The organism is Microbispora sp. NPDC004025, from assembly GCF_053604425.1.
On sequence record NZ_JBSGHN010000002.1, the window covers coordinates 183,020 to 209,495 of the forward strand.

Here is a 26,476-nt window from a genome sequence, read left to right on the forward strand (position 1 = left end):
GCGGGGCCGGAAGGTCAGCCGGGGACGGAAGGTCAGCCGGGGACGGATCGGGACAGCAGGCCGAGCAGCGCGCGGGCGGCCGGGAGCGGCGCCGTGCGCGGCAGGGCCGCGTAGACCGTGCGGCGCGGCGCGAACTCGCCGAGCGACCGCAGCGCCACGTCCCCGCGTACGGCGGGCGCCGCCATGGCGGGCACCAGCGTCACCCCGAGCCCGGCGGCCACGTAGCCGAGCTTGCCGGTCCACTCCCCGATCCGCAGGTCGACCCTGGGCGCGAAACCGGCCCGGGCGCAGGCGGCGCCGAGCATGGTCACCGTGCCGGGAGGGGCGCCCTCGATCCAGCTCTCGTCGCGCAGGTCACGCAGGTCCACCTTCTCGCACCCGGCCAGCGGGTGGTCCGCGGGGAGGGCGACGAGCAGTTCGTCCTCCAGCAGGGGGGTGACCTCCACCTCCGGACCCGCTCCCAGGCCGGAGGGGTAGTCGCTCACCACCGCGATGTCGATCTCGGCGCGGCCGAGCCCGTCCATCAGCGCCGTGCTGAGGCCCTCCACCATGCTGACCGCCACCTCCGGGCGGGCCGCCCGCAGCTCGCGCAGGGCGGCGGGGACCAGCACGGCGTTGGCCGTGGCGAACGCGCCGACCCGCAGCCGCCCGCCGGTGCCCTGGTGGATGGCGGCGAGCTCCTCCCCCGCCCGGCCGAGCCGCTCCAGCACCTCCCGGGCGTAGCGGTGCAGCGTCCGGCCCGCGGGCGTCAGCCGCACCCCCCTGGGCAGCCGGGCGAACAGCGGGCCGCCCGCCTGGGCCTCCAGGGACGCGATGCGCCGGGAGACCGCCGACTGGGTGTAGTTGAGCTGCACCGCGGCGGCCGTGAACGACCCCGTACGGGCCACGACGTCGAGCAGCACAAGCGCGTCGGTGTCGAACATGCTCCGATCCATGAGCGAGGGGAATGAGTGCCATGCAATCTAGTCGCTGGTGGAATGGTTTGTTCCTCCCATAACGTCCAGGGACATGATTGCTTTTCTTGGCCTGGGCCGCATGGGCGTTCCGATGGCCGGACGCCTCGTCGCCGCCGGTCACAAGGTGGCCGTGTGGAACCGTACGCCACGGGGCGTACCGGGCGCGGAGGCGGCCCCCTCCCCCGCCGCGGCCGTCGCCGGAGCGGACGTGGTCATCTCCATGCTGAGCGATCCCGAGGCGGTTTCCGAGGTGGTGCGGGCGGCGCTGCCGGGGCTGCGGCCGGGGTCGGTGCTGGTGGAGATGTCCACGATCGGCCCCGACGCGGTGCGGCGGCTGCGCGGCCTGCTCCCCGCGGGCGTGGGCCTGGTCGACGCGCCCGTGCTGGGCAGCGTGGGCCCGGCCGCCGAGGGCACGCTGGTCGTGCTCGCCGGAGGCGTCCGCGAGGACCTCGACCGCGTGTCGGACGTGCTGCGCGTCTTCGGGACGGTCCACGAGGCGGGCGGGCCGGGAGCGGGCGCCGCGACCAAGCTCGCCGTGATGAGCGCCCTGGTGACCGCTCAGGTGGGGCTGGCGGAGACGCTGGCCTACGCGGACGCGCTCGGGGTGGGCCGCACCGCCCTCCTGGACGTCCTCGGGGCCACACCGCTGGCCGGGCTGGCGGAGCGGCTGCGGCCCGTGGCCGAGTCGGGCCCGTTCGAGACGCGGTACGCCCTCGGCCTGGCCGCCAAGGACCTGCGGCTGGCCACCGAGGGGCCGGGGAGCCGCCAGACGGTGACCGCCGCCGCCCGCGACCTGCTCACGGGGGCGGTCGCGGCCGGGCTGGCAGGGCACGACCTCACCGCCGTCGTCCCGTTCGCGGCGTCCCGGGTGGCGGGGACATCCGGGACGAAGGACGTGCGCGCGGTGAACCCGCCCTCGGTGCCGGCGACCAACGGCCGCTACTCGCATGCCGTGCGCTTCGGGGACCTGCTGTTCGTGTCCGGGCAGGTGGCGCTGGACGAGGACGGGAAGGTCGCCGGCGAGGGCGACCTGGCCCGGCAGTCCGAGATCGTGATGGAGAACCTGGGCCGCATCCTGGCCGACCAGGGCTCCTCGTTCGACCGGATCCTGCACATCAGGACGTTCCTCACCGACATGGACCGGCTGCGCGAGTACGCCGAGGTCCGCGGCCGCTACATCACCGGCGAGCCCCCCGCCAGCACGACCGTGGAGGTCGAGCGGCTGTTCCGGCCGGGGCTGATGATCGAGGTCGAGGTGGTCGCCGCCCTCTGAGGGCTCAACCCAGGGGGCCGGCGGCGGACTCGGCGGCGGCGACCACGGCGCCGCTGCCGACGAGCCGGACGACCGCCTCGATCTCCGGGGCGAGGAAGCGGTCCTGCCCCGGCCCCGCGACGGACTCGCGCAGCGCCGCGACGACCGCGCCGGTCCCCGGCGCCGGCGCGTACGGCGCGCGCAGGTCGAGCGCCCGGGCGGCGGTCAGCAGCTCGATCGCGAGCACGCGCGTGAGCCCGTCGACGGCGCGGCGCAGCTTGCGGCCGGCCGACCAGCCCATCGAGACGTGGTCCTCCTGCATGGCGGAGCTGGGGATCGAGTCGACGCTCGCCGGCACCGCCAGCCGCTTGAGCTCGGAGACGATCGCCGCCTGGGTGTACTGCGCGATCATGTGCCCGGAGTCCACCCCCGGGTCGTCGGCGAGGAAGGCCGGGAGCCCGTGGCTGCGCGCCACGTCGAGCATGCGGTCGGTGCGCCGTTCGGCGATCGAGGCGAGGTCGGCCACGGCGATGGCCAGGAAGTCCAGGACGTACGCCACCGGGGCGCCGTGGAAGTTGCCGTTGGACTCCACGCGCCCGTCGGCGAGCACGACGGGGTTGTCGACGGCGCTGGCGATCTCACGGGCGGCGACGGCGGACGCGTGGGCGAGGGTGTCCCTGGCGGCCCCGGCGACCTGGGGGGCGCACCGCAGGGAGTAGGCGTCCTGGACGCGGGTGCAGGAGCCGTCGCGGTGCGAGGCCATCACGCCGGAGCCCGCGAGCAGCGTCCGCATGTTCGCCGCCGCCAGCGCCTGGCCGGGATGGGGCCGCAGCGCCTGCAGATCGGCCGCGAACACGTAGTCGGTGCCGAGCAGCGCCTCCACGCTCATCGCGGCGCTGATGTCGGCGGTCGTGAGGAGCCGGGACAGGTCGTGCAGCGCGAGCACCAGCATGCCGAGCATGCCGTCGGTGCCGTTGATGAGCGCGAGCCCCTCCTTGGCGGCCAGCTCGACGGGCTCGACGCCGCATTCCTTGAGCGCCTCGGCGGCGGGACGCAGGCGTCCCTCGGCGTCCCGCACGACGCCCTCGCCCATGACCGTCAGGGCGACGTGGGCGAGCGGGGCGAGGTCTCCCGAGCAGCCGAGGCTGCCGTACTCGTGGACGACCGGGGTGAGCCGGGCGTTGAGCAGGGACTCCAGCACCCGGGCCGTGGCGGGGCGCACGCCGGTGTGCCCGGTGGCGAGCGTGCGCAGGCGCAGCAGCATCATGGCCCGCACGACCTCGGTCTCCACCTCGGGGCCGGATCCGGCCGCGTGCGAGCGGACGAGACTGCGCTGGAGCTGGGCGCGCAGTGCGGGGTCGATGTGCCGGGTGGCGAGGGCGCCGAAACCGGTGGAGACGCCGTAGGCGGGGGTGTCGGCCTCCGCGAGCTCCTCGATCCGCCCCCGTGAAGCCGCCATCTCGGCGATCGCGTCGTCCGTCAGGCGGATCGGTGCGCCGTACCTCGCGACCCGGACCACGTCGTCGAAAGCGAGCGGCCCGGGGCCGACGGCCACGACCTCGTTGTCGTGCATCGTCCCACTCTTTCACGTCGGCATGCGCGTGCCCACGCATGATGAGTAACCAGCGTATCTCAGCTTAGGTCCTTACACCCGAAGATCCTCTCCAGCCCCTCACGCCCCTCGGCGGTCACCCGCAGAGCCCGGGGCACGGTGCCGCGCACCAGCCACTCCCGGGCCAGGAGCCGGTCCAGGACCGCGGCGCCGAGCGCCCCGCCCAGGTGCGGCCGGCGTTCCAGCCAGTCGAGGCAGTCGGGGGCGAACCTGCGGCGGGCGCGGCGCACCCGCTCCACGTCCACGCCCAGCTCCGTCAGCGCCTCGGCGCCGCTCGCGGTCAGCAGGCAGCCGCCGTCGGCCTCGACCAGACGCCCCTCGCGCACCAGCGCGTCGTACAGCTCGACACCCGCCCGTCCGGCGAGGTGGTCGTAACAGCTGCGGGCCTGCCGCAGCAGCACGGCCCGCCGAGACTGACGCAGGGACCGTACGGCGACGCGCCCGCTGACCCGGGCCAGGACCTCGATGACGCGGGCGACGTCGGGGCCGGCGAGGCGGTAGTAGCGATGCCGTCCCTGTTTGACCACGGTCACCAGCCCCCCGTCGAGGAGCCGGGCCAGATGGGAGCTCGCGGTGGGGGCGCTCACGCCGGCGATCCTGGCCAGTTCCCCGGCCGCCAGCGCCCTGCCGTCGAGCAGCGCGGTGAGCATGGCGGCGCGGGCGCCGTCCGCGATCAGGGCCGCGACGGGGGCGATGTCGGCGTCTCCCTCGATCTCGGCCGTCGCGGGCTGCGGCGTGGGTGCGGCGACGCCGGGGATCGCGGCGTGGGTGCGGTCATGCGTCACGGACATGTTCCGACGCTAACCCCAGAACGGTTCGACGGCGCTGGAAGCATCGGCCGCGACTCGCGGCGTGAGCAGGGAGGACGCCGTTGATTTGGGGAGTCGCGGGAGATTGGATAAAGTGCTCCACGTGAGTCCGGCCGAGAGCCGGGACGCGGAAGTGGCTCAGTGGTAGAGCATCACCTTGCCAAGGTGAGGGTCGCGGGTTCGAATCCCGTCTTCCGCTCGGAGCTTGACACTGTGCAGCTTGTCACGGTGCAGAGTGACGCGGTGGAGTGGCCGAGAGGCGAGGCAGCGGCCTGCAAAGCCGCGTACACGGGTTCAAATCCCGTCTCCACCTCTTGGTTCGTCCAAGGGCGATTAGCTCAGCGGGAGAGCGCTTCCCTGACACGGAAGAGGTCACTGGTTCAATCCCAGTATCGCCCACCAGCAAGAACAGGCACGAGAGGCCGGATCCCGAGATCGGGGATCCGGCCTTTCGCTCGTCCGGCCCTCGGTGGCACACGGCTCCGGCCTCGGTGGCACACGACGAGCGCCTCCCCGGGACGCGGGCGATCTCACACCCGGTCGTACACGAGGAGCCCGTCGTCGCGCACGCGGGCACCGGAGGCCGGCGCGTGTTCGGTGAGCCTGCCCTCATGCGACAGGTGCAGCACGCGCGCTCCCCGCACGAGGACGGCGAAGTCGGCGATGATCCGCCGGTGGCAGCGCCACCACACCGCCTCCGCGCACATCACGGCGGTCCGGGCCGCCCGCGCCTGCGCCAGCAGGTCGTCCATGGCGGCCAGGAACTCGGGATGCCGAGAGTATCCGGCGTATCCCCGGAACGATTCGTTCTCCCAGAAGGCGTCCGGCGAGTCCGGAGCCGCCTTGCGGAACCCGCCCAGGCGCCTGTCCCATCGATAGCCGATCCCCGCCTCGGGCAGCCAGCCCGCCAGCGCCGTACGGCCGGCATCGGGGTTGCGCCTGCTGCCAGGTGCGGTCCGGACGTCGACCACCTCCCGCACACCGGCACCGTGCAGCAGCGGGGTCAGGTGCCCACGGGGCGCGGTGCCGTGCCCGAACGTCAGCAGCGTGACGCGGGCATCGGAGATCTCGCCCTCGACGACCTCCCCCGGCACCGGCCCGCTCATTCCAGGCTCCCCTCATGAGGTCTCCCGCGACGCTGCCCCCTTCGCGGAAGGCCACACCGGAGGGCACGGCGACGGGCGGCCGTCCGGGCACGCCGGGCGGCCGGCTCCCGCGGGGCGCGCGCGGTCAGTCGGTCCGCGTGGAGAGCTCGTCGAAGAGCTCCAGCGCGGCCCTGCGCACGTCGTCGGGCGAGATGCCGTTCAGGGTGCTGCGGGCCTGGGCGGCGTCGCGGGTCGTGGCGAAGGTGATCGCGACCGACTTGGCGGCCGCGTGGCGCAGTGATCCGGTGGGCGCGCTGTCGGCCAGTGCCTGCGCGCTCGCGGCCAGGTCGAGGTTGTCTTTGCCGAACGGAGTGGTCAAAGCGTTCTCCTGGGATGTGGCGGCGTCGCCCCATTATCCGCGATGGCGTCGCGACGTGGGGCGGCACCCGCGTTGTTCGCGTGTCCCGTCCCGTTCGACCGGATCAGCCGCCCGCCAGGCGGGCCCGTACGACGAGGTCGTGCAGGGCGTCGCGGGCCGACGGGGCGTCCGGCAGCGCGGAGGCGTCCCGGGCGTCTTCCAGGCGGGCGGTGAGCGCGTCGAGGTCGGCAGCGAGCCGTTCGCCGCCGGGCGCGCCGCCCGGCAGCCCGCCGTGCTCGGCCGCCCGCTTGGCCTCCACCAGGCCGGGCAGGTACGACGGCCCGTCGTCGAGGAGCAGGGTGAGGTCGGCGACGAGCTCGCCCGTGCGCATGAGGTGGACGCCGGTCAGCAGCACCCGGAACGCGTAGAGCAGCGGCTTCAACTCCTCCGTGCGGTCGAACAGCCGCCGCTGGGTGCGGGCGAACCCGAGGTAGTGATGGGCGTGGTGCCGGGTCAGGCAGCCACGGGCGAGGGCCCGCATCTCCTCGTGCAGCGGGGAGGTGGTCACGACCAACGGCGACAGCAGCTGTTCGAGGACGTAGCCGTTGCGGCCGAGCAGCAGCCGGCAGAACTTGGCGAGGTCGTGGGTCACGAGGTCGACCTCCACGCCCTCGCGCACCCACGAGCGGGTCACGGTCTCCTCCCCGATGCGCAGGCCGACGACCTCCTCGGCGGGCAGCACGTGCACGCCGCGCAGGTCGACGTCGGAGTCCACTGATGGGAACCCGTACAGGTGCGCGCCGCTGACCGTGGCGAACACCAGCGGGTGCCGCTCGCCGGCGGCGATCTCGGGCAGCCAGGGCGGCAGGACCTCGGTCACGGCCTCTCTCCTTCCGCGCGGGTCACAGGGCCGACCTCCGCACGTCGATCAGGAACTCCTCGACGGCCGCCCGGTCCGGGCGGCCGGGCAGCGCGCTCCCGGCCCGCTCGTCCAGCTCGGCCAGCAGCCGCCCGCGCCACGCCAGCACCTCGGGCCAGGGCGTCTCGCCCCGTCGTACGGCGAGCAGCCGGTCGCGGCAGGCGCTCGCGTCGATCGACGGCTCCCCGTGCCGAGCCAGGTGGACGGCGCCCCGCAGCAGCCGGATCATGTGCATCGCCATCTTCCACCGCCTGACGTCGCCGCCCGGCCGGGGCGGGTCCTGCGGCCCGAGCCGGCGGAACTGCCGTTCGGCCGAGCCCGCGAACGCCCGCACGGCTTTCCCGGACAGGAACGCGCGGCGCAGCGCCAGCAGCCGTTCGCCCACCGGGGTGGACAGCTCCACCAGCGGCGACCACAGGCACTCCAGCACGACCGGGTTGCCCTCCAGCGCGAGGACGCAGAACCGCTCGACCTCCCAGGAGAACTGCTCGGGCAGCGGCCCCTCCACGTGATCCGGCGGTTTGTCCAGCCGCCAGAACATCGGGGTGGGCGTCACGAACACGCCCCGCCTGTCGACGTCCGACTCCTCGGTCTCCAGCCCGTACGCGCGCGAGCCGATCACGACCGACAGAACGGTGCCGGCGGGGGCCGCCAGGGTCATGTCGCCAGATCTCGTCACGAAGGTAGGCTCCCGGTCCGGGACGCGGAAAGGTAGCGAATTAATGGCCGACTTCGGACATGAGCTGTGGTTCGGGGCGTTTCTCACGCCGGACGCGGCGGGACACCACCGGATCGTCCGGCAGGCCGTGCTGGCCGACGAGATCGGGCTCGACGTCATCGGCGTCCAGGACCACCCCTACCAGCCGTCGTTCCTGGACACCTGGACGCTGCTGGCCACGCTCGCGGGGCGCACCGAGCGGGTGCGGCTGTTCCCCGACGTGGTGAACCTGCCGCTGCGGCCGCCGGCGGTGCTCGCCAGGGCCGCCGCGTCCCTCGACATCCTGAGCGGCGGCCGGGTCGAGCTGGGGCTCGGCTCCGGCGCGTTCTGGGACGGCATCGCCGCCATGGGCGGCCCGCGCCGCGGCCCCGGCGAGGCCGTGGACGCGCTGGAGGAGGCCGTCGCGGTCCTCCGCGCGCTGTGGACGCCGGGCGGTGAGCCCGTACGGCTCGACGGCAGGCACTACCGGCTGGACGGCGCGCGTCCGGGGCCGTTCCCCCCGCACCCGATCGGGCTGTGGATCGGGGCCTACAAGCGGCGCATGCTGGAGCTGACCGGGCGGCTCGGCGACGGGTGGGTGCCATCGTCCGGGTACGCCGCGCCGGGCGAGCTGGGCGCGATGAGCGAGACCCTCGACGCCGCGGCCGAGCGGGCCGGGCGTGACCCCGGCGAGATCCGCCGCGTCTACAACATCGACGGCCGCTTCTCCGCCGTCGCCGGGGAGGGGTTCCTCGACGGGCCGCCGGCCGTCTGGGCCGAGCAGCTGACCGAGCTCGCCCTCCGCCACGGCACGAGCGTGTTCGTGCTCGCCGTGGACGACGACAGGGACCTCAAGGTCTTCGCCGAGGAGGTCGCCCCCGCCGTACGCGAGGCCGTGGCGCGGGAGCGCGGGCGGGCCCCGGGGGCGGGCACCGGGAGCCCGATCCGGGTCGCGGGCGGGACACCGGCGGGGGCGGTGCTCGACGAGGCCACCCGGCCCCGGCTGCCCAAGCGGGACATCACCGCGCTCACGCCCCAGCAGCAGGCCGGCGGCCGCCGGCTCGTGCTCATCCACGACCACCTGCGCCGGGAGCTGACCCAGATCAGGGACGCCCTGGAGCAGGTCGCCGCGGGCCGCTCCGACGCCGCCGCCCTCCGCTCGATGATCAACGAGCTCACCGTGCGGCAGAACTACTGGACGCTCGGCACGTTCTGCGCGTCGTACTGCCGCCTGCTGACCACCCACCACACGATCGAGGACGAGCACATGTTCCCGATGCTGGCCTCGGCGCAGGAGTCGCTGGCGCCGGTCGTGGCCCGGCTGGAGCAGGAGCACGAGGTCATCGCCGGAGTGCTGACGGAGCTGGACGCCGCGCTCGTCGCCATGATCGAGGACCCGGACCGGCTCGACGGCGTACGCGACCAGGTGGAACTGCTGTCGGACGTGCTGCTGTCGCACCTGCGCTACGAGGAGGAGGAGCTCGTGGAGCCCATCGCCCGCCTCAACCTGGACATCTGACACCCTCGCCGATCACGGCCCGGCTCGCCGGACGACCTCGGCCGGCACGGGCGGGCCGAGCTCTTCCGGATTCAGCCGGCCTTCACCAGCAGGCGCCGCGGCCGGTGGATCAGGCCGTCGTCGGTCCATCGCACGGCCGCGAGGTCCTCCTGCGCGCGCAGGCCCGGCAGCCGCGTGACCAGGGCGCGGAACGCCTCCTGCAGCTCCATCCTGGCCAGGTTCGCCCCCAGGCAGTAGTGGGGGCCGTGACCGAACGCCAGCTGCGGATTGGGCGCCGCCCCGGCGAACCTCCGGATGTCAAACCGCGACGGATCGTCGAACGCCGAGGGATCGTGATTGGCGGCCGCCGGGTTGGGCAGGACGACGGTCCCCGCCGGGATGGTGCCGCCGGACAGCTCGACGTCCTCCGTCACCAGCCGGAGCAGGCCGTTCCCGCCCGGCCCCTCGTATCGCAGGATCTCCTCCACCGCGGGTTCCAGCAGCTCGGGCCGGGCCGCCAGCTCCGCGTACCGTTCCGGGTGGCACAGCAGGCGGAACGTGCCGCGGATGATGATCGAGGCGGTCGTCTCGTGCCCCGCCATGATCAGCGTGAACACCATGTGGGTCAGCTCGTCCTCGCTCAGCGCGTCCTCCCCGTCGCGCGCCGAGATGAGCAGGTCGATGAGGTCGTCGCCCGGCCTGGTCCGGTGCTCCGCGATCAGCTCGCGCGCGTACGCCATGAACGCGGCGAACCCCTCCGCCCTGGCTTCGGCGCTCGCCTCGGAGGAGGACAGGAACATCTCCGTCCAGCCGCGGAACTGCTCGAACCGGTCCATCGGCACGCCGAGCACCTCGCAGATCACCCGCGCGGGCAGCGGCAGGGCGAAGTCGGCGACCACGTCGAACTCGTCGCCGGCCGCGGCGAGCAGTTCGCCGGCGATGGCCGCCGCCCGGGGCCGCCAGCGCTCGATCTGCCGGGGGGTGAAGGTGCTCTGCATGATGCGGCGGTAGCGGGTGTGCTCGGGCGGATCCTGGTTGATCAGCGCCGCCGGGTCGTCGTCCAGGCCGGTGCCGCTGACCATTCTGGGCAGGCCCGCCGCCCGCAGGTTGCGGCTGCCGGCGGGCGAGGTGAGCACAGTCCTGACGTCCTCGTACCTGACGATCATCGGAGCCCGGTCTCCGCTCGGCATGGTGACCGGCTCCATCGGGCCATCCGCCTGCCTGCGTGCGAGATCGGGCGAGGGGGTGCCCAGGGGACCGGGCGGAAAGTCGGGCCAGGGCCATGTGGTGCCGGACTGGTCTGTCATCGTCGCCTCCGGGCGTCGCCTGTCCTCCACGCTGCCCGGAACGTACGTACCGGCCCCCGGCCGGTCAATGTCCCGCCATGGCCACACCTCCGTGCGGGCCCCCGGCGACGGGGGGTCACGGGCAGGCGTGTTTCGCACACAGAACGACGCCCCTCTGGGATGATCTCGAGGAAAACCGTCGGACGTCGAGAGACCGTGACTGATGCCCCCCATTGACCAAATAACCGCCTTCGTGTCGGCCCATCCGGTCGGAACAGCCATCATCAGCGTCATCGCCCTGGTCCTGCTGGTCCTGGCCTTCTTCGCCCTGCGCGCCCTGATCCGTCTCTTCCGCCGCTGGGCGGCCGGCCGGCCCACCGAGGACATCCTCACCATCGTCGCCGCCAGCATCGCCACGGGCGTCTCCGCCCAGGGCATGTGGCGCTTCTCCGGCGACGTCCTCGGGTTCGACGGGCCGCTGCGGCTCCTGCTGTTCGCCTTCATCGAGGTCGCCGTCATCACCAGCGCCGTACGGGCGCGCCGCAACATGCGGGAGAACTACTCGGCCGGCATCGACGGCATCGCCGTGTGGGTCTTCACCTCCCTGTCGGCCGTCCTGTCGAGCATGGACGCCCGCAGCGTCGCGGAGGCCGTCTTCCGCCTCGCCGCCCCGCTCGTCGCCGCCTGGCTGTGGGAGCGCGGCATGGCCATCGAGCGGGTCCGCATCACCGGCAGGGGCCGCATCAACTGGCGGCTCACCCCCGAGCGGGTGCTGGTCCGGGTGGGCCTGGCCGAGGCGAGCGACCGTACGGCGAGCGAGGTGGACGCCCACCGGAGGCTGACCAGGGTGGCGCTGGCCGCCAAGCGGGTCCGCGCGCTGCGCGAGGCGGGGGCGTCCGGCCGCAAGCTGCGGACCGCGATGGCCAGGCTCGACAAGGCGATGGACCAGGCCGTGGAGTACACCGGCCTCGCCGTGGACGAGAAGCGGCAGGAGGCCCTGCTGTCCCAGATCGGCGCGCTCTACAACACCTCCGCGCTGATCGACCTCGCTCCGCCGGTGCCCTGGGCGCCCGAGCCCGAGCAGCCGCCGGCCGCCGTGGCGCTGCCCGCCGCGGCCATCGCCGAGCTGATCGACGACGAGGAGGAGGACGTCGCGGCCGAGCCGGCGCCCGTCGTCGACACCGCCCAGCGCGCGGCCCAGCTGCGGACCGCCCGGCAGTACTGGGACCAGCAGATCGCGCGCAAATACGTCCCCCGGGCCGCCGACATCGCCCAGGAGGTGGGCATCCCGCTCCTCGTCGCCAAGGAGTGGCGGGCGCTGTGGAAGCTCGAACCCCAGGCGTACGCGCTGATCGAGGCGGCGTACCGGGAGCACGGCATCGTCGACACCGGCACGTTCCCGGCCATCGAGGTACCCGAGCGTGAGCGCGTGCCCGAGCGTGAGCGCGTGCTCGTCGTGAACGGCTCCGCCGCGGGAGCGGCCGCGCACGACTCCTGACCGAGGCGGCCCCGCCCGGCCGCACGGGCGGGGCGAACGGGGGCGGCGGGCCCGGACGGACCGGACCCGCCGCCCCCGTCGCGTTTCCGTGCCTTCGATGCACCCCGCCGCCCCGCCCCGCCACTGCAGCACCTCGACCGCACCACGCCGCCTTCACACGCGCCCGGCCGCTCCGCGCGTCCTCACAGGCACCCGCCTCGCACCGCTGCACGCACGTACCCCCGCGCCGGACGCCGCCCTCCGGCGCGTTCGTCCGCGCGGTTCGTTTTCCTGACATAACGGGGCAAGGACACTCCTACCTTCCCGTGACATCGCGAGCGCGGGGGCGGACGTCCTCTCCTGCGACGGTCACACCGCCCAGGCACGGGAGGGCTCATGGAGATCTCGGGGGACGGCGCGGGGAACCGCGTGGCCCGCCTCGCGGGGGGACGGGACCAGGTGGGGCGGGCGCGCAGGCTCGTGTCGGCCGCACTCGGGCGAGACCATCCCCGCCACGACGACTGCGTGCTGCTGACCAGCGAGATCGCGACGAACGCGGTCGTGCACTCCCGCTCGGGGAGCGGCGGCACGTTCACCGTCACCGTCTCGTGCCTGCCCGACCGCGTGCGGGTCTGCGTCGAGGACGACGGCTCGGCCGGACCGCCGTGCGCCGGTCATCCGCTGCCGAACGGATCGAGCCAGGGCGGTCGCGGCCTGCCGCTGCTGGACCTGCTGGCCGACCGCTGGGGGCTGGTCCGCGAGGGCGGGCGCAACGAGGTGTGGTTCGAGATCTGGTCCGAAGGCGACCGCCGCCGCGCGGCGCTCGCCCGTCCGCGGACGGCCGCGTGGGTCCGGCCGGGGGCCGCGGTCGCGAGCAATGTGCGGCCCGTGAAGTGACACGAGCGTGATGAGTGGTACAGAACCTACGGGTGATTTCTCGCGGGGAAGGGGCAAAACCTAGTAAATAAATCGGGAAAGTAGGAGGACTTCCGCATGGCCCTGCCCGACTTCCTGGTGATCGGGGTGCCGAAGGCCGGCACCACGGCCCTGCACGCGGCACTGGCCCGTCACCCCCGGCTCTTCATGTCACCCGTGAAGGAGCCGAAGTTCTTCCTCACCGACGGCCCGCCGCCCGACAGGGGCGGGCCGGGGGACGCCGAGACCTACCGGGAGCACGTGTGGCGGCGCGCCGACTACGAGGCGCTGTTCGCGGACGCCCCACCGGGGGCGCTGCGCGGCGAGTCGACCCCCTTCTACCTGTACGACCGGGACGCCCAGCGGCGGATCCGGGAGACGATCCCCCACGCGAAGCTCATCGTCTCGCTGCGCGACCCCGTGGAGCGCGCGCACTCCAACTGGACCCACCTGTGGTCGGCCGGCCTGGAGCCGATCGGGGACGTCATCGAGGCCTGCGCGGCCGAGAGGCGCCGGGCCGCCGAGGGCTGGTCGCCGTTCTGGCACTACGTGGGCCTCGGCCGGTACGGCGAGCAGCTGGCGCACCTGTTCACGCTGTTCCCCCGCGAGCAGGTGCTGGTCTTCCGCTATCGCGACCTGGTCGACCGCCCCGCCGCCGCGCTCGACCGCATCTGCGCGTTCCTCGGCGTGGAGCAGGGGCTCGTCGGCGAGGTGCCGAGGGAGAACGTCACCGCCCATCCGCCGCACAGCCGCACGCACCGCGTCCTGGCCCGGCTCGTCCGGCTCGGCGACCCGGTGCTGGGCCAGCGGCTCACCGCGCCGCTCGAGCGGCTGCTGCAGCGCGACGCGCAGCCCCGGCGGCCGCTCACCTGGGAGCAGCGCCAGGAGCTGCTGGCCTACTTCGCCGCCGACATCGCGCTGCTGCGCGACGTGCTGGGCAGCGACTCCTTCGGCGAGGACTTCGGCGACTGGCTGCGCCCCCGGGAGCGGTCCGGCGGCCTGGTCGGCGCCCGGCCGTCCGGCCAGCGGCAGGCCCGCAACGGCCGTGCCCGCGACGGCGCCCGTCTTTGGGCGGCCTCCCGGGGCCGGGCGCCGGACGACGACGACCTGACGCCCGACGCCACCTGACCGCGTCGTCCCCCGCTCGCGGTCCCTCGTCCTCCGGCTCCTCGTCTCCCGGGCAGGCGTCCCCGGCCTGCTGTCCCGCGAAGGCGCGGCGCCACGAAGGCTCCGCCCGGCCGGGCCGAGGTCAGCGCAGCTCGGTACGCAGCTCGTGGGACCCGTCCGCGCGGGTCAGCTCGTAGTACAGGCGGTGGCCCCCCGGGACGGGCACGATCGACAGGTAGCGCAGCCCTCCCCCGGCGTACGGCGACTGGGCGACGGGGGAGGTTCCCGTGGCGGTGAGCGTGGACGGGCCGGGGCCGATGGCCACGCCCGTGCGCTCCTCGTAGTTCTCCTCCGCCGACGCGCGGCCGTCGTAGTAGGCGATGACGGTCTCGCCGCTGAACGTGACCGCGCTCACCCGCACGCCGCGCGAGTCCCATTCGCCCGGCCGCCGGTCGAGCGCGGTCCCCTGCCAGGCCCACTCGACGCCGTCGGCGCTGGTGGCGTAGTCGGTCACCATCTGGTCGGCCTCGTCGGGGTCCTCCAGGGGGTGGCACGACGCCCACAGGTGCCAGACGCCGCCGTGGTGGAGGATCACCGGGTCCTTCACGCCTGTCTTGAGGTCGCCGGGCAGCACGACCGACGCGTCGGCGGGGTCGAACTCCGCCGGTCCGGCGGCCTCGATCATCTCCACCCGCCAGTGCTTGGTGCCGTAGGTGGCGCAGCTCAGATACAGCCGCCACCTGCCCTCCGGCGTCACCACGAGCGTGGGGCGCTCCAGCGACTCGGTCTTCATCTCCTCCTTGGTGATCGTGAGGATCCTCTCGAACCGCTCGCCGTCGGCCGAGCGGGCGATCTCCACGGCGTACCCGCGCCCCTCGTCGAGCGGCCGGCGCAGCCGGTAGGCCAGGTAGATCCACCCGTCCCGGCTCACGGCGCTGGGCGCGCCCGACCAGCATCCGGGCCCGTCTCCGGGCGGAGGAACCGCGACGACTGACCGTTCCGGCTTCGGTGCGAACACGTCTCTTCTCCGTAGCTGCGCGACGACGGTGGGCTGCCGGCTGGGTGCCGGCACTTCTTGGCTGTAGTGACTTACCAGCGGCCCGGCGGGAGGCCAAGCGTCCTCGCCATCGGGCGACCATGTCTATATAAAACCCGCTTGGTTTGCGGGTTTTGTCAGGATAAGGCAGATGGGCCGCTGCCCGCGTCCCCTACCTGCGGAAGAGTGGGGTGAACCCGGAACGGCGCGGCGGCGTATCTCCGGGCGTAAGGGCATGCCGACACAGCTCTGACCACTTCCAGGAGGCCCCATGCGGGCACGTATCGTCACGCTCTGCGCCGCGCCGCTCGCGCTCGCACTGGCCGGCGCGGCACCGGCCCACCCCGCCTCGTCCCCCCACGCGTCCCCCGCCGGGCAGGGCTCCGGCCACCGGCTCCACCGATCCCCGGACACGGCGCGCGGGGCCGCCCGGTTCGCCGAGGTCGACCTGGTCTCCGACGTGAAGGGCCGGGCGGCCCTCACCGACCCGAAGCTGGTCAACCCCTGGGGCCTCGCGATGGGCGCCGCTCTCTGGGTGTCCAACGCGGGGACCGGCACGGCGACCGTCTACACCGGCGGCCACCCCGGCGGCACGGGAACGGCCAGGAAGGCCCCCACCACGGTGAGCATCCCCGGCGGCACCCCGACCGGGCAGGTCGCCTACACCGGCGACACCTTCACGATCAAGGGAAAGGCGGGGACCGCGCCCGCCTCGTTCATCTTCTCCAGCCCGAGCGGCGCCATCACCGCCTGGAGCGCCAAGGCCGATCCCGGCACCGCGGTGATCGCGGCGTTCACCCGCGGCGCCGACTACAAGGGCCTGGCGCTCATGCACACCGACCGGGGTGCGTTCCTGCTCGCGCCGTCCTTCTCCGGCGGCGGCGTCCACGTCTTCGACGACGACTTCCGGCGGGTGCGGCTGTCGCGCCGCCAGTTCCGCGACCCGTTCCTGCCCGCGCGCTACTCCCCCTTCAACGTCGAGATCGCCGGGACCTCGGTCCTCGTGGCGTACGCCAAGCGCGATCCCGGGACCGGCAGACCGGTGGCGGGCCGGGGCAACGGGTTCGTCAGCCAGTTCACGGCGGACGGCCGGTTCGTGCGCCGTCTCGCCTCCCGGGGCCCGCTGAACGCGCCCTGGGCGATGACGCTCGCCCCCCGCGGGTTCGGCGCGTACGCGGGAGCGCTGCTGGTCGGCAACTTCGGCGACGGATGGATCAACGCGTACGACCCGAGGACCGGGCGCCACCTCGGCCCGCTGCGCGGGGCGGACGGCAGGGCGATCGCCGTCGAGGGCCTGTGGGACCTCGAACCCGGCACGGCCGCCAACGGCGGCACCGACGCGGTGTGGTTCTCGGCCGGCGTCTCCGGCGCCCGGCACGGCCTGCTCGGCCTGATCCGCCCGGTCACGGCCACGGGCGCCGCCTCGCCCACACCCACGGTTTCGGCCAGGCCGGCGCCGTCGCACTCACACCCCGCCTCCCGCCCTGCCGGCGGCTACGGCCCCTGATCGCGCCGCCCACCGCGACCGGCCGCGGAAACACCCACCCTCGGCCGGTCGCCGGTTTCCGGGAGGCGGTATGACTGTGCACATGGATAAGGCACACATCGGAGTGACGGGCCTGGCCGTCATGGGCCGCAACCTCGCCCGGAACTTCGCCCACCACGGCCACGTGGTCGCGGTACACAACCGCTCGGAAAGCCGTACGACCCGATTCATGGAGGAGCACCGCGACGAGGGCGCGTTCCTGCCCGCGAGCACGATCGAGGAGTTCGTGGCCTCCCTCGAACGTCCCCGCAAGGCGATCATCATGGTCAAGGCCGGGGCGCCGACCGACGCGGTGATCGAGGAGCTCGCCGCCGTCATGGAGCCCGGCGACATGATCATCGACGGCGGCAACGCCCTCTACGCGGACACCCGCCGCCGGGAGGCGGCGCTCCGTGAGCGGGGCATCCACTTCGTCGGCACCGGCATCTCCGGCGGCGAGGAGGGCGCGCTCAACGGCCCGAGCATCATGCCCGGCGGCGACCCCGAGGCGTACGAGACGCTCGGTCCCCTGCTCGAGGACATCGCGGCGAAGGTCGACGGGGTGCCGTGCTGCGTCCACGTGGGCCCCGACGGCGCCGGGCACTTCGTCAAGATGGTGCACAACGGCATCGAGTACGCCGACATGCAGCTCATCGCGGAGTCGTACGACCTGCTCCGGCAGGCCCTCGGGCTGGACCCGAAGGAACTGTCCGAGATCTTCCGCGAGTGGAACCGGGGCGACCTGGAGTCGTACCTCATCGAGATCACCGCGGAGGTGCTGGGCCACGTCGACGCCGCGACGGGCAAGCCGTTCGTGGACGTGGTGGTGGACCAGGCCGAGCAGAAGGGCACCGGCCGCTGGACCGTGCAGAGCGCCCTCGACCTCGGCGTCCCGGTCACCGGCATCGCCGAGGCGGTGTTCGCCCGGGCGCTGTCGGGCCACCCGGAGCAGCGGGCCGCCGCCCGTTCGCTCGCCGGGCCCTCCGGCACGGCCGGCGACTCCGGCCTCGTCGAGGACGTGCGGCGGGCGCTGTACGCCTCGAAGATCGTCGCGTACGCCCAGGGATTCGACCAGATGGCCGCCGCGAGCGCGGAGTACGGCTGGAACCTGAAGCTGGGCTCGATGGCCACGATCTGGCGCGGCGGCTGCATCATCAGGGCGCGCTTCCTCGACCGGATCAGGGCGGCCTACGACGCCGACCCGAACCTGCCGACGCTGCTGGTCGACCCCACCTTCGCCCAGGCGCTGGAGGAGGCCCAGGAGTCGTGGCGGCGGGTCGTGGCGACGGCGGCGACGATCGGGGTGCCCACGCCGGGCTTCTCCTCGGCGCTCGCCTACTACGACGGCCTGCGGCGCGACCGGCTGCCCGCCGCGCTGCTGCAGGGTCTGCGCGACTTCTTCGGCGCCCACACCTACCGGAGGGTCGACCGGGAGGGCTCCTTCCACACCGACTGGTCGGCGGACCGGGCCGAGCGGCCCGCCTGACCCCCGGAAACACGGTACGGCGCACGCCCGCGCGGGGGCGTGCGCCGTACCGGCCCGGTTCGGCTACTCGAAGGCGGCGGCCACCGGCTCCGCCTTCTCGCCGCCGGCGGCGCCGGGAGCGCCGCCGCGCAGCGGGACGTGCTTGATGAAGGCGGCGATGACCGGAACCAACGCGGCGAACACGACCGACCACAGGAATACCGAGCCGATCGCGCCGGCGAGCGCCTCCAGGAACCCCGCCTTCACCGGCGGCGGGAGCTGCTCGAGCACCTTCGGGTCGATCTGACCGCCGCCGGCGTTCGCCAGGGGCGCCGCCTGCGCGCCGAACTTGGCCGCGATCTCGTCGGCGAGCCGGTTGTTGAAGATCGCACCGAACAGCGAGATGCCGAACGAACCGCCGATGGAGCGGAAGAACGTCGAGGCGCTGCTGGCCACGCCGATGTCCTTCTGCTCGACGCTGTTCTGCGCGATCAGCATGGTCGTCTGCATCAGGAAGCCCATGCCGAGGCCGAGGACGGCGATGTAGACGCCGGTCCGCCAGGCGGGGGTGTGGACGTCCTGCGTCGACAGCAGCCACATGCCGATGGCCATGATCACGCCGCCGATCACCGGGAAGCTCTTGTACTTGCCCGTCTGCGTGATCGCCTTGCCGACGAACAGCGACACGACCATGGACGAGGCCATCATCGGGAGCAGGAGCAGCCCGGAGTTCGTGGCGGTGGCGCCCTGGACGATCTGCTGGAACATCGGCAGGAAGGTGATCGCGCCGAACATCGCGAAACCGAGCAGGAAGCCGAGCAGGTTGATCAGCGTGAAGTTGCGGTTGGCGAACACGTGCAGCGGCAGGATCGGCTCGGCGGCCCGCCGCTCGATGGGGATGAACACGGCCAGCGCGACGACCGCCAGGGCGGCCAGGCCGAGGATCTGCCAGGAGCCCCAGGCGTAGCCGTGCTTCTGACCGCCCCACGACGTGATCAGCACGATCGCGGTGATGGCCACGGTGAGGACGGCCGCGCCGAGCCAGTCGATGCGGTGCTGGGTCCGGTGCTTGGGCAGGTGCAGCTTGAGGATGAGCCAGATCAGCGCCACGCCGCCGAGCGGCAGGTTCACGTAGAAGGCCCAGCGCCAGTTCAGGTTGTCGGTGATGAACCCGCCGACCAGCGGCCCCGCGATCATGGCGAGCGACATGATCGCGGCCATGATGCCCTGGTACTGACCACGCTCACGCGGCGGGACGAGGTCCCCGATGATCGCCATCACGCCGACGATGAGCCCGCCGGCGCCGAGGCCCTGCAGCGCACGGAAGGCGATCAGCTCGATCATGCCGTCACCGGTGCCGCCGAACAGCGACGAGCCCGCCATGCCGCACAGCGCGGAACCGGCCAGGAAGATGACGATCGAGCTGAGGAAGACGTTCTTGCGGCCGTAGAGGTCGCCGAGCTTCCCCCAGATCGGCGTGGAGACCGTGGTGCCCAGCACGTACGAGGTCGTGACCCAGGTGAAGTAGTCCAGGCCCTTGAGTTCCCCGACGATCCTCGGCATGGCGGTGCCGACGATCATGTTGTCCAGCATCGCCAGCATCATGGCGAGCATCAGGCCGGGTAAGACGATCATCACTTCCCGGGACCGGCCGGGCGCGGCCGCGGTCTCCGTAGTCATGGGTGCCCCCTTGAAGGAATTTACTTACTTGCCGACAGGCTAGTGCCCGGGGCACGGTATTGTCCTTACTTGCCGGCCGTCAAGTCAATTAGGAACAGCAGGATATGGGTGCTCATACCGACACGCGCAGCCGCATCCAGGAGGTCGCGATCAGGCTCTTCACCGAACAGGGGTACGAGGCGACGTCACTCCGGGAGATCGCCGAGGCCCTCGGCGTCACCAAGGCGGCCCTCTACTACCACTTCCGGACGAAAGAGGACATCGTCGCCAGCCTGGTCGAGGACCGCATCGAGGCGCTGGACGAGCTGATCGCGTGGGCGAACCGGCACCCCCGCGACGCCGACACCCGTGGGGAGCTGATCACCCGCTACTCCGCGTTGATGACCCGCGGGCGCGCCCACGAGGTCATGCACTTCATGGACCGCAACAAGACGGCGCTGCGCGGCCACGCCAAGGTGGACCTCATGCGCGAGCGCATGAGCGAGCTGATGCAGGCGCTGTACGAGCCGGACGATCCGCTGCCGGTCAAGCTCCGGCGGTCCATGGCCCTGTTCGCGATGCACGCGGCGTGGTTCTTCGTGAGGGACGAGTCGACGTCCGAGGAGGAGCGGACCGCGGCGGGGCTGCAGGTCGCCCTGGAATTGGCCGAGGGTTCAGGCGGTTGATCCCCCTCTGATGGGAAGGTGATCGACATGCTTTTCGGACAGGAACACGTCAAGCGCTATATCGAGACCGACGGCGAGGTGGGCCACGACTGGGAGGGCACCACCGTGGCCATCCTCACGACCCGGGGCCGCAAGTCGGGACAGCCCCGCAGCACTCCGCTGATCTACCAGCCGTACGGCGACGCCTATCTGGTGGTGGCGTCCAAGGGCGGGGCCGACGAGCACCCGCTGTGGTACCGCAACCTCCAGGCGGACCCCGAGGTGGAGTTCCAGATCAGGGGGGACAGGTTCAAGGCGAGGGCCCGTACGGCGACTCCGGAGGAGCGTCCGGACATGTGGCGGACGATGACCGCCACATGGCCCGCGTACGACGAGTACGTCACCAAGACCGACCGGGAGATCCCGGTCGTCGTCATCGAACGCGTGTAGCGCGGCGCGCCGCGTGAGGGCGCCGGGCGGCGCGCAGGAGCCGCCCGGCACCCGCTCCCGCCGCGCGGCCCCACCGCGGTGCCGCGCTCCTGGCGTCGGCGCGCAGTGACTCGTGCGGCCGTCGGCGGTATCTTTCCCGGGTGATCCTCAGGAGCCGCGCCGTCTTCGGCGACCGCGTGGCCTTCAGGCACAGGGAGGTCCCGTGAGCGACGGCCGCACCGCCGAGATCATGATCGCCGAGGCCCGCAAGGCCTTCTGGGTCATGGTCGGCTTCCTGGGGCTTATCTGGGTCGTGCAGGTGGCCAACTGGGCGGCGGACTACTCGCTCAGCTACAGCTACGGCATCAGGCCCTGGGACCTCGAGCGGCTCCCCGGGGTCGTCTCCGCGCCGCTCCTGCACTGGAGCTGGGCCCACATCGAGGGCAACTCGGGTCCGCTGTTCATCTTCGGGTTCCTCGCGGCCTACCGGGGCGTGCGGCGCTTCCTCGGCGTGACCGGGCTGATCGCCGTCGCCAGCGGGCTCGGCTCGTGGTTCACCGCCGACTCCTCCACGGTCGGCGCGGGCGCGAGCGGGCTGGTGTTCGGCTACTTCGGGTACGTCCTCGTGCGCGGAGCCTTCGACCGGCACCTGATCGACATCGTCATCGGCCTGGTCATGGGTCTGTGCTTCGCCTACCAGTTCGCCGGGCTGCTGCCGGCCGAGGGCATCGGCTGGCAGGCCCACGTCTTCGGTTTCGCGGGCGGCATCCTCGGCGGCTACCTGTTCCGCGACCGGCGGGCCAAGGCCGCGACCGGGGGCACGGACGGGGGCACGGGCGGGGGCACGGGCGGGAGCGCCGCCCCCGGCAAGGCGGCCCCGCCCGATTCCCGGTCGGCCCTGCTCAAGGAGATCGAAGACCTCGGCCTCTGATCCCCGCGCGGCCACCGGCGCCGTCCTGAGGATTCCACGGCCACGGCGTCCACGCCGTTCGCCCGCGGGGAGCACGCGGGGAGCACGCGGGGAGCACGCGGAGGCGACGCTACGAGCCGGCGCGTGTCGCCGGCGTATCGAAAACCTCATACGTGCCGGCAACAGCCCACTGCCTTGACTGGCCGCATGGCTCAAACCCCACCATCGGCACGGACGAGGGCCCGCCGGATGCGCCGGCTCCTGGTCGCCGGCCTGATAGTCGTCACAGCAGCCATCATCGCCGTCCTCGGCCACCGGTCGCCGCATTGCTCGTTCTTCTCGGCCGGATCCCCCGTGCGGCACTCGTCACCGGCGCCGATCCCGGCGTCCTCCCCTGCCGCCGCACCGCCCCGGAAGCACACCCCGGTCCCGCCTCCCGCCACGACCTCCCCGGCGTCGTCGCCGGATGCCCGTCACAGTGAGCGCCGTTGTGCGCCCGGCGAAGCCGACGGTGTCGTCCCGGACGGCGTGACGGTCTTCGACGACGGGATTCCGGGTGTCGTCAACCTCGACCGGGGTCTGCTCAGGGCCCTCCGCCAGGCGGCGACGGACGCCGCGGACGACGGAGTCGAGTTCTACGTCAACAGCGGCTGGCGCTCTCCGGAGTACCAGAATCAGCTTCTTCGCGAGGCGGTCTCCAAGTACGGGTCCGAAGACGAGGCCGCGCGATGGGTGGCCACCCCGGCGACGTCCTCTCACGTGACGGGGGACGCGGTCGACGTCGGGCATTCCGATGCGACGGCGTGGCTGTCCGACCATGGTGCCGAGTACGGCTTGTGCCAGATCTACGTGAACGAACCCTGGCACTACGAACTGCGCACCGATGCGATCGCTCGTGGTTGTCCGCGTATGTATGCCGACCCCACCCAGGACCCGAGGATGCGGCGGTGACCGCCGCCTCCCGGCCCTGCCCCCGCAAGCGCGGCCGGTGCTCGCGGCGCCCGCGCCGCCGCCGGAAGACGGGATCAGGGCTCGCCGTGGTCGGACAGGTGGAAGGGGATGCGGGCGGTGAGCGCGAACCCGCCCTCGGCGGTCGGCCCGTACGTGAGCCGCCCGCCCACCAGCGCGACGCGCTCACGAAGGCCGGGCAGCCCGTAACCGCCCCCCGCGTCGGCGGGCACCCGGACCGGCACGGCCCGGCTCTTGCCGCTGTTGACCACCGACACGTTCAGCACGTCGCCGTGGGCCTCGCAGACCACCTGCACGTCGGTCCCGGGCGCGTGTTTGCGCACGTTGTTGAGGCCCTCCTGGACGACGCGGTAGCAGGCGTGACCGGCCTGCCGCGGCAGCGTCTCCTCCGGCACGTCGTAGTGCAGGGCGACGCGCAGGCCGGTGGCCCTGCTCTCCTCGACCAGGCGCGGTATCCCCTCGACGCTCTCCGCCGAGGGCGGCAGGTCCTTGCGCCGCAGCGCCGTGAGCAGCTCGCGCAGCTCGGTCAGCGCCCGCACGCCCTTGTCCTCGATGTTCCTGGCCAGCTTGCGGATCTCGTCGAGCTCGTCGGCGTCCTGGATGAGACCGGCGTTGAGGACCATCACGGTGACCGCGTGCGTCACCGTGTCGTGCAGCTCGCCCGCGATGCGGCGGCGTTCCTGGGCGGCGGCGCGCTCCTCCCGCGCCCGCACGCCCGCCCGCAGCTCCCGGATCATCGAGCGGTAGCGCCACACCCAGGTGCCCACCAGGGCGGGCATGAAGATCAGCGTGACCGCCCGCACCGTCACGGCGACGGGCAGCTTGTCGGTGTAGGGGCTCGTGTAGTCGGCCAGCGCGTAGACCCCCGCCAGCACGGCGGTCGCCCACGGCCAGGAACGCACCGTGTTCCGCGAGGTCATCGAGTACGCCGCCAGTATCAGCGGCATCGTCTGGCCCGCTAGCAGGGCGCAGGCGACGGTGGCCGCGACCATCGGCCAGGCCACACTGCGCCGCACCAGCATGGACGCGGCCGCCGCGACCCCCACGGCGACCTGCGCCCACCACGGCACGGCGAGGAACGGCAGGGCCGGGAAGGAGCGGCCGAACACGACCGCCGGAACCGCGAAAGCGAGGACGGCGACGGCGAGCAGCACGTCGGCCGCCGCCTCCCGGCGCGCGGCGAGCCCGGCCCACTTCTCCCCCATACCGCTAGTTTGTGGGTTTGACCTGCGGCTTCGTGCAGCGCCACACCCCTTTGACGTAGCTGTGCCACAGCTTGCCGTACGACGGGGCGGTCGAAACAGTCATGCGTCTTGGGCAGGATAAGAGGCGTGAGCGAAAGCATGAGCCTCCTCCGCCGTCTTCCGTCCGACTCCGAACCCGACGCGCTGTTCGACGCGTTCGTGTCGTGGAACGCCGATCGGGGGCTCACGCTCTACCCGGCGCAGGAGGAGGCGCTGATCGAGGTCGTCTCCGGCAACAACGTGATCGTGTCGACGCCGACGGGCTCGGGCAAGAGCCTCGTCGCCGCCGGGGCGCACTTCGCGGCGCTGGCGCGGGACGAGATCAGCTTCTACACCGCGCCGATCAAGGCGCTGGTGTCGGAGAAGTTCTTCGACCTGTGCGCGTTGTTCGGCACGGAGAACGTCGGCATGATGACCGGCGACGCCACCGTGAACGCCGACGCGCCCGTCATCTGCTGCACCGCCGAGATCCTCGCTCAGATCGCGCTGCGCGACGGCGCCGACGCCGACGTCGGCACCGTGATCATGGACGAGTTCCACTTCTACGCCGAGCCCGACCGCGGCTGGGCTTGGCAGGTGCCGCTGCTGGAGCTGCCGCAGGCGCAGTTCGTGCTGATGTCGGCCACGCTCGGCGACGTCGAGCGGTTCCAGACCGACCTCACCCGCCGCACGGGCCGCCCCACGAGCGTCGTCAAGCACGCCGAGCGGCCGGTGCCGCTGATCTACTCCTACCGGACCACTCCCCTGCACGAGACGCTGGAGGAGCTGCTGTCCACCCAGCAGGCGCCGGTCTACGTCGTGCACTTCACCCAGGCCGCGGCGATGGAGCGCGCCCAGGCCCTGATGAGCATCAACATGTGCACCAAGGCCGAGAAGGAGGCCATCGCCTCCCTCATCGGCAACTTCCGCTTCACCACCCGCTTCGGCCGGGCCCTGTCCCGGCTCGTGCGGCACGGCATCGGCGTGCACCACGCCGGGATGCTGCCGAAGTACCGCCGCCTGGTGGAACGGCTGGCCCAGGCGGGCCTGCTGAAGGTGATCTGCGGCACCGACACGCTCGGCGTGGGGGTGAACGTCCCGATCCGCACCGTGCTGTTCACCGCGCTGTCGAAGTTCGACGGCACCAAGGTGCGGCGCCTGCGGGCGCGGGAGTTCCACCAGATCGCCGGGCGGGCCGGCCGGGCCGGCTTCGACACGGTCGGGTACGTCGTCTGCCAGGCGCCCGACCACGTAATCGAGAACGAACGGGCGCTGGCGAAGATCGGCGACGACCCCAAGCGGCGCCGCGGCTACGCGCGCAAGAAGCCCCCGGAGGGGTTCGTCGGCTGGAGCGAGGACACGTTCGAGAAGCTCCAGACGGCCGAGCCCGAGCCGCTGACCTCCCGATTCAAGGTCAGCAACGCCATGCTGCTGTCGATCATCAACCGGCCCGGCGACTGCTTCCAGGCGATGAAGCGGCTGCTCACCGACAACCACGAGGACCGCAAGGCGCAGCGCCGCCACATCAGCCACGCCATCGCGATCTACCGCTCGCTGCTGGCCGGCGGCATCGTGGAGAAGCTCGCCGAGCCCGACGAGCACGGCCGGATGGCCCGGCTCACCGTCGACCTGCAGGAGGACTTCGCGCTCAACCAGGCGCTGGCCACGTTCGCGCTGGCGTCCTTCGAGCTGCTCGACCGCGAGTCGCCGACGTACGCGCTGGACCTGGTCTCGATCGTCGAGTCCACGCTGGACGACCCCCGCCAGATCCTGCACGCCCAGCTCAACAAAGCCAGGGCCGAGGCGGTCGCCCAGATGAAGGCCGACGGCATCGAGTACGAGGAGCGGATGGAGCGCCTCGCCGAGATCACGCACCCGATGCCGCTGGCCGACCTGCTCTTCGGCGCGTACGAGACCTACCGGCGCGGGCATCCGTGGGTCGGCGACCACGTCGTCAGCCCCAAGGCGATCGTGCGCGACATGTACGAGCGGGCCATGACCTTCACCGAGTACATCCAGTTCTACGAGCTGGCACGCTCGGAGGGGACGGTGCTGCGCTACCTGGCCGACGCCTACCGCACGCTGTCGAAGACGGTGCCCGAGCACCTGAAGACCGACGACCTGGTGGACCTCATCGAATGGCTCGGCGAGCTGGTGCGCCAGGTCGACTCCAGCCTCATCGACGAGTGGGAGAAGCTGGCCAACCCCGCCGAGGCGCTGCAGGCCGGGGAGGAGCTGGAGACCAGGACCCGTCCGGTCACCGCCAACGCGCGCGCCTTCCGGGTGCTGGTCCGCAACGCGATGTTCCGCATGGTGGAACTCATCGCGCTGGACCGGGAGGAGGAGCTGGTCGAGCTCTACCCGGACGTCGACTGGGGCGCGGCCATGGACGCCTACTACGAGGAGCACGACGAGGTCCTCACCGGCCCGGCCGCCCGCGGTCCCGCGCTCCTGCTCATCGAGGAGGAGAAGGAGCTGTGGCGGGTGCGTCAGATCATCGACGACCCGGCCGGCAACCACGACTGGGGCATCAGCGCCGAGGTCGACCTGGCCGCCTCCGACGAGGAGGGCCACGCCGTCCTCCACGTCACCGGCCTCACCCGCCTCTAGCGCGCGTCCAGGCC

General features: G+C 72.6%; 23 protein-coding genes and 3 tRNA genes. 15 read left to right on the plus strand and 11 right to left on the minus strand.

Annotated elements, in window-relative coordinates:
- Positions 1-32: 32 nt before the first annotated feature.
- Positions 33-923, minus strand: coding sequence for a LysR family transcriptional regulator (locus tag ACWEQG_RS05255; protein WP_363466764.1), 891 nt, complete (start codon positions 921-923; stop codon positions 33-35).
- 85 nt (positions 924-1,008) lie between these two features.
- On the opposite strand from ACWEQG_RS05255, the gene ACWEQG_RS05260 reads away from it, so the two are divergent.
- Positions 1,009-2,229 carry an NAD(P)-binding domain-containing protein gene (locus tag ACWEQG_RS05260; RefSeq protein WP_363466766.1) on the plus strand — a complete coding sequence of 407 codons (1,221 nt, stop codon included), beginning with the start codon at positions 1,009-1,011 and terminating at the stop codon, positions 2,227-2,229.
- 4 nt (positions 2,230-2,233) lie between these two features.
- On the opposite strand, the gene hutH is transcribed toward ACWEQG_RS05260, so the two are convergent.
- Together hutH and ACWEQG_RS05270 are read right to left on the minus strand one after the other, a co-directional pair.
- Positions 2,234-3,781 (minus strand): histidine ammonia-lyase, encoded by a 1,548-nt coding sequence (gene hutH / locus ACWEQG_RS05265; RefSeq protein ID WP_452281916.1) that lies wholly within the window; start codon positions 3,779-3,781, stop codon positions 2,234-2,236.
- A gap of 59 nt (positions 3,782-3,840) precedes the next feature.
- Positions 3,841-4,611 carry an ArsR/SmtB family transcription factor gene (locus ACWEQG_RS05270; RefSeq protein WP_452281917.1) on the minus strand — a complete coding sequence of 257 codons (771 nt, stop codon included), beginning with the start codon at positions 4,609-4,611 and terminating at the stop codon, positions 3,841-3,843.
- 145 nt (positions 4,612-4,756) lie between these two features.
- Here ACWEQG_RS05270 and ACWEQG_RS05275 point away from each other — a divergent pair.
- The 3 genes from ACWEQG_RS05275 (at position 4,757) to ACWEQG_RS05285 (ending at position 5,031) form a co-directional block, all read left to right on the plus strand.
- A tRNA-Gly gene (locus ACWEQG_RS05275) sits at positions 4,757-4,828 on the plus strand.
- Between the two features lie 43 nt (positions 4,829-4,871).
- Positions 4,872-4,942, plus strand: a tRNA-Cys gene (locus tag ACWEQG_RS05280).
- A 14-nt stretch (positions 4,943-4,956) separates the two neighbouring features.
- A tRNA-Val gene (locus ACWEQG_RS05285) sits at positions 4,957-5,031 on the plus strand.
- 128 nt (positions 5,032-5,159) lie between these two features.
- Here the strand turns inward: ACWEQG_RS05285 and ACWEQG_RS05290 are convergent.
- From ACWEQG_RS05290 to ACWEQG_RS05305, 4 genes are all read right to left on the minus strand, one after another.
- Complete coding sequence (locus ACWEQG_RS05290; RefSeq protein WP_452281919.1) at positions 5,160-5,735, minus strand: DUF488 domain-containing protein; 576 nt, start codon at positions 5,733-5,735, stop codon at positions 5,160-5,162.
- Positions 5,736-5,859: 124 nt separating this feature from the next.
- Positions 5,860-6,093, minus strand: a complete 234-nt coding sequence (locus ACWEQG_RS05295) for a hypothetical protein (RefSeq protein ID WP_346227174.1) — start codon at positions 6,091-6,093, stop codon at positions 5,860-5,862.
- A gap of 103 nt (positions 6,094-6,196) precedes the next feature.
- Entirely contained in the window at positions 6,197-6,952 is a 756-nt protein-coding gene (locus ACWEQG_RS05300; protein ID WP_452281921.1) for a nucleotidyltransferase domain-containing protein, read from the minus strand.
- Positions 6,953-6,974: 22 nt separating this feature from the next.
- Positions 6,975-7,670 carry a nucleotidyltransferase domain-containing protein gene (locus ACWEQG_RS05305; protein ID WP_452281923.1) on the minus strand — a complete coding sequence of 232 codons (696 nt, stop codon included), beginning with the start codon at positions 7,668-7,670 and terminating at the stop codon, positions 6,975-6,977.
- A gap of 43 nt (positions 7,671-7,713) precedes the next feature.
- Between ACWEQG_RS05305 and ACWEQG_RS05310 the strand changes: the two genes are divergently transcribed.
- Positions 7,714-9,207, plus strand: coding sequence for an LLM class flavin-dependent oxidoreductase (locus ACWEQG_RS05310; protein WP_452281925.1), 1,494 nt, complete (start codon positions 7,714-7,716; stop codon positions 9,205-9,207).
- A gap of 71 nt (positions 9,208-9,278) precedes the next feature.
- Here the strand turns inward: ACWEQG_RS05310 and ACWEQG_RS05315 are convergent, their stop codons facing one another.
- Positions 9,279-10,493, minus strand: coding sequence for a cytochrome P450 (locus ACWEQG_RS05315; protein ID WP_452281927.1), 1,215 nt, complete (start codon positions 10,491-10,493; stop codon positions 9,279-9,281).
- A 202-nt stretch (positions 10,494-10,695) separates the two neighbouring features.
- On the opposite strand from ACWEQG_RS05315, the gene ACWEQG_RS05320 reads away from it, so the two are divergent.
- The 3 genes from ACWEQG_RS05320 to ACWEQG_RS05330 all read left to right on the plus strand — a co-directional run bounded on the left by ACWEQG_RS05320 (position 10,696) and on the right by ACWEQG_RS05330 (position 13,992).
- Positions 10,696-11,970 (plus strand): hypothetical protein, encoded by a 1,275-nt coding sequence (locus ACWEQG_RS05320; protein ID WP_452281929.1) that lies wholly within the window; start codon positions 10,696-10,698, stop codon positions 11,968-11,970.
- A gap of 375 nt (positions 11,971-12,345) precedes the next feature.
- On the plus strand, positions 12,346-12,846 hold the full coding sequence (locus tag ACWEQG_RS05325; RefSeq protein WP_363468217.1) for an ATP-binding protein: 501 nt from the start codon (positions 12,346-12,348) through the stop codon (positions 12,844-12,846).
- A gap of 96 nt (positions 12,847-12,942) precedes the next feature.
- Positions 12,943-13,992, plus strand: coding sequence for a sulfotransferase family protein (locus ACWEQG_RS05330; protein ID WP_452281931.1), 1,050 nt, complete (start codon positions 12,943-12,945; stop codon positions 13,990-13,992).
- A 121-nt stretch (positions 13,993-14,113) separates the two neighbouring features.
- Here ACWEQG_RS05330 and ACWEQG_RS05335 read toward each other — a convergent pair whose 3' ends face one another.
- Positions 14,114-14,989 carry a hypothetical protein gene (locus tag ACWEQG_RS05335; protein ID WP_363468214.1) on the minus strand — a complete coding sequence of 292 codons (876 nt, stop codon included), beginning with the start codon at positions 14,987-14,989 and terminating at the stop codon, positions 14,114-14,116.
- A 289-nt stretch (positions 14,990-15,278) separates the two neighbouring features.
- On the opposite strand from ACWEQG_RS05335, the gene ACWEQG_RS05340 reads away from it, so the two are divergent.
- Both ACWEQG_RS05340 and gndA read left to right on the plus strand, forming a co-directional pair.
- Positions 15,279-16,514 carry a TIGR03118 family protein gene (locus tag ACWEQG_RS05340; RefSeq protein ID WP_452281933.1) on the plus strand — a complete coding sequence of 412 codons (1,236 nt, stop codon included), beginning with the start codon at positions 15,279-15,281 and terminating at the stop codon, positions 16,512-16,514.
- An 82-nt stretch (positions 16,515-16,596) separates the two neighbouring features.
- Entirely contained in the window at positions 16,597-18,018 is a 1,422-nt protein-coding gene (gndA, locus tag ACWEQG_RS05345; RefSeq protein WP_363468210.1) for an NADP-dependent phosphogluconate dehydrogenase, read from the plus strand.
- Between the two features lie 63 nt (positions 18,019-18,081).
- On the opposite strand, the gene ACWEQG_RS05350 is transcribed toward gndA, so the two are convergent.
- Positions 18,082-19,677: an MDR family MFS transporter gene (locus tag ACWEQG_RS05350; protein ID WP_363468208.1), complete on the minus strand. Its 1,596-nt coding sequence runs from the start codon at positions 19,675-19,677 to the stop codon at positions 18,082-18,084.
- A gap of 104 nt (positions 19,678-19,781) precedes the next feature.
- On the opposite strand from ACWEQG_RS05350, the gene ACWEQG_RS05355 reads away from it, so the two are divergent.
- The 4 genes from ACWEQG_RS05355 to ACWEQG_RS05370 all read left to right on the plus strand — a co-directional run bounded on the left by ACWEQG_RS05355 (position 19,782) and on the right by ACWEQG_RS05370 (position 22,611).
- Positions 19,782-20,342, plus strand: coding sequence for a TetR/AcrR family transcriptional regulator (locus ACWEQG_RS05355; RefSeq protein WP_363468206.1), 561 nt, complete (start codon positions 19,782-19,784; stop codon positions 20,340-20,342).
- A 27-nt stretch (positions 20,343-20,369) separates the two neighbouring features.
- A complete protein-coding gene (locus tag ACWEQG_RS05360) occupies positions 20,370-20,771 on the plus strand; it encodes a nitroreductase family deazaflavin-dependent oxidoreductase (protein ID WP_452281935.1) in 402 nt (133 codons plus the stop codon).
- Positions 20,772-20,973: 202 nt separating this feature from the next.
- Positions 20,974-21,681 carry a rhomboid family intramembrane serine protease gene (locus tag ACWEQG_RS05365; RefSeq protein WP_452281937.1) on the plus strand — a complete coding sequence of 236 codons (708 nt, stop codon included), beginning with the start codon at positions 20,974-20,976 and terminating at the stop codon, positions 21,679-21,681.
- 507 nt (positions 21,682-22,188) lie between these two features.
- A complete protein-coding gene (locus ACWEQG_RS05370) occupies positions 22,189-22,611 on the plus strand; it encodes a M15 family metallopeptidase (protein WP_452281939.1) in 423 nt (140 codons plus the stop codon).
- Positions 22,612-22,685: 74 nt separating this feature from the next.
- On the opposite strand, the gene ACWEQG_RS05375 is transcribed toward ACWEQG_RS05370, so the two are convergent.
- Positions 22,686-23,834, minus strand: a complete 1,149-nt coding sequence (locus ACWEQG_RS05375; protein ID WP_452281941.1) for a sensor histidine kinase — start codon at positions 23,832-23,834, stop codon at positions 22,686-22,688.
- 138 nt (positions 23,835-23,972) lie between these two features.
- Between ACWEQG_RS05375 and ACWEQG_RS05380 the strand changes: the two genes are divergently transcribed.
- Positions 23,973-26,462, plus strand: a complete 2,490-nt coding sequence (locus ACWEQG_RS05380; RefSeq protein ID WP_452282858.1) for a DEAD/DEAH box helicase — start codon at positions 23,973-23,975, stop codon at positions 26,460-26,462.
- The last annotated feature ends 14 nt before the right edge of the window (positions 26,463-26,476 follow it).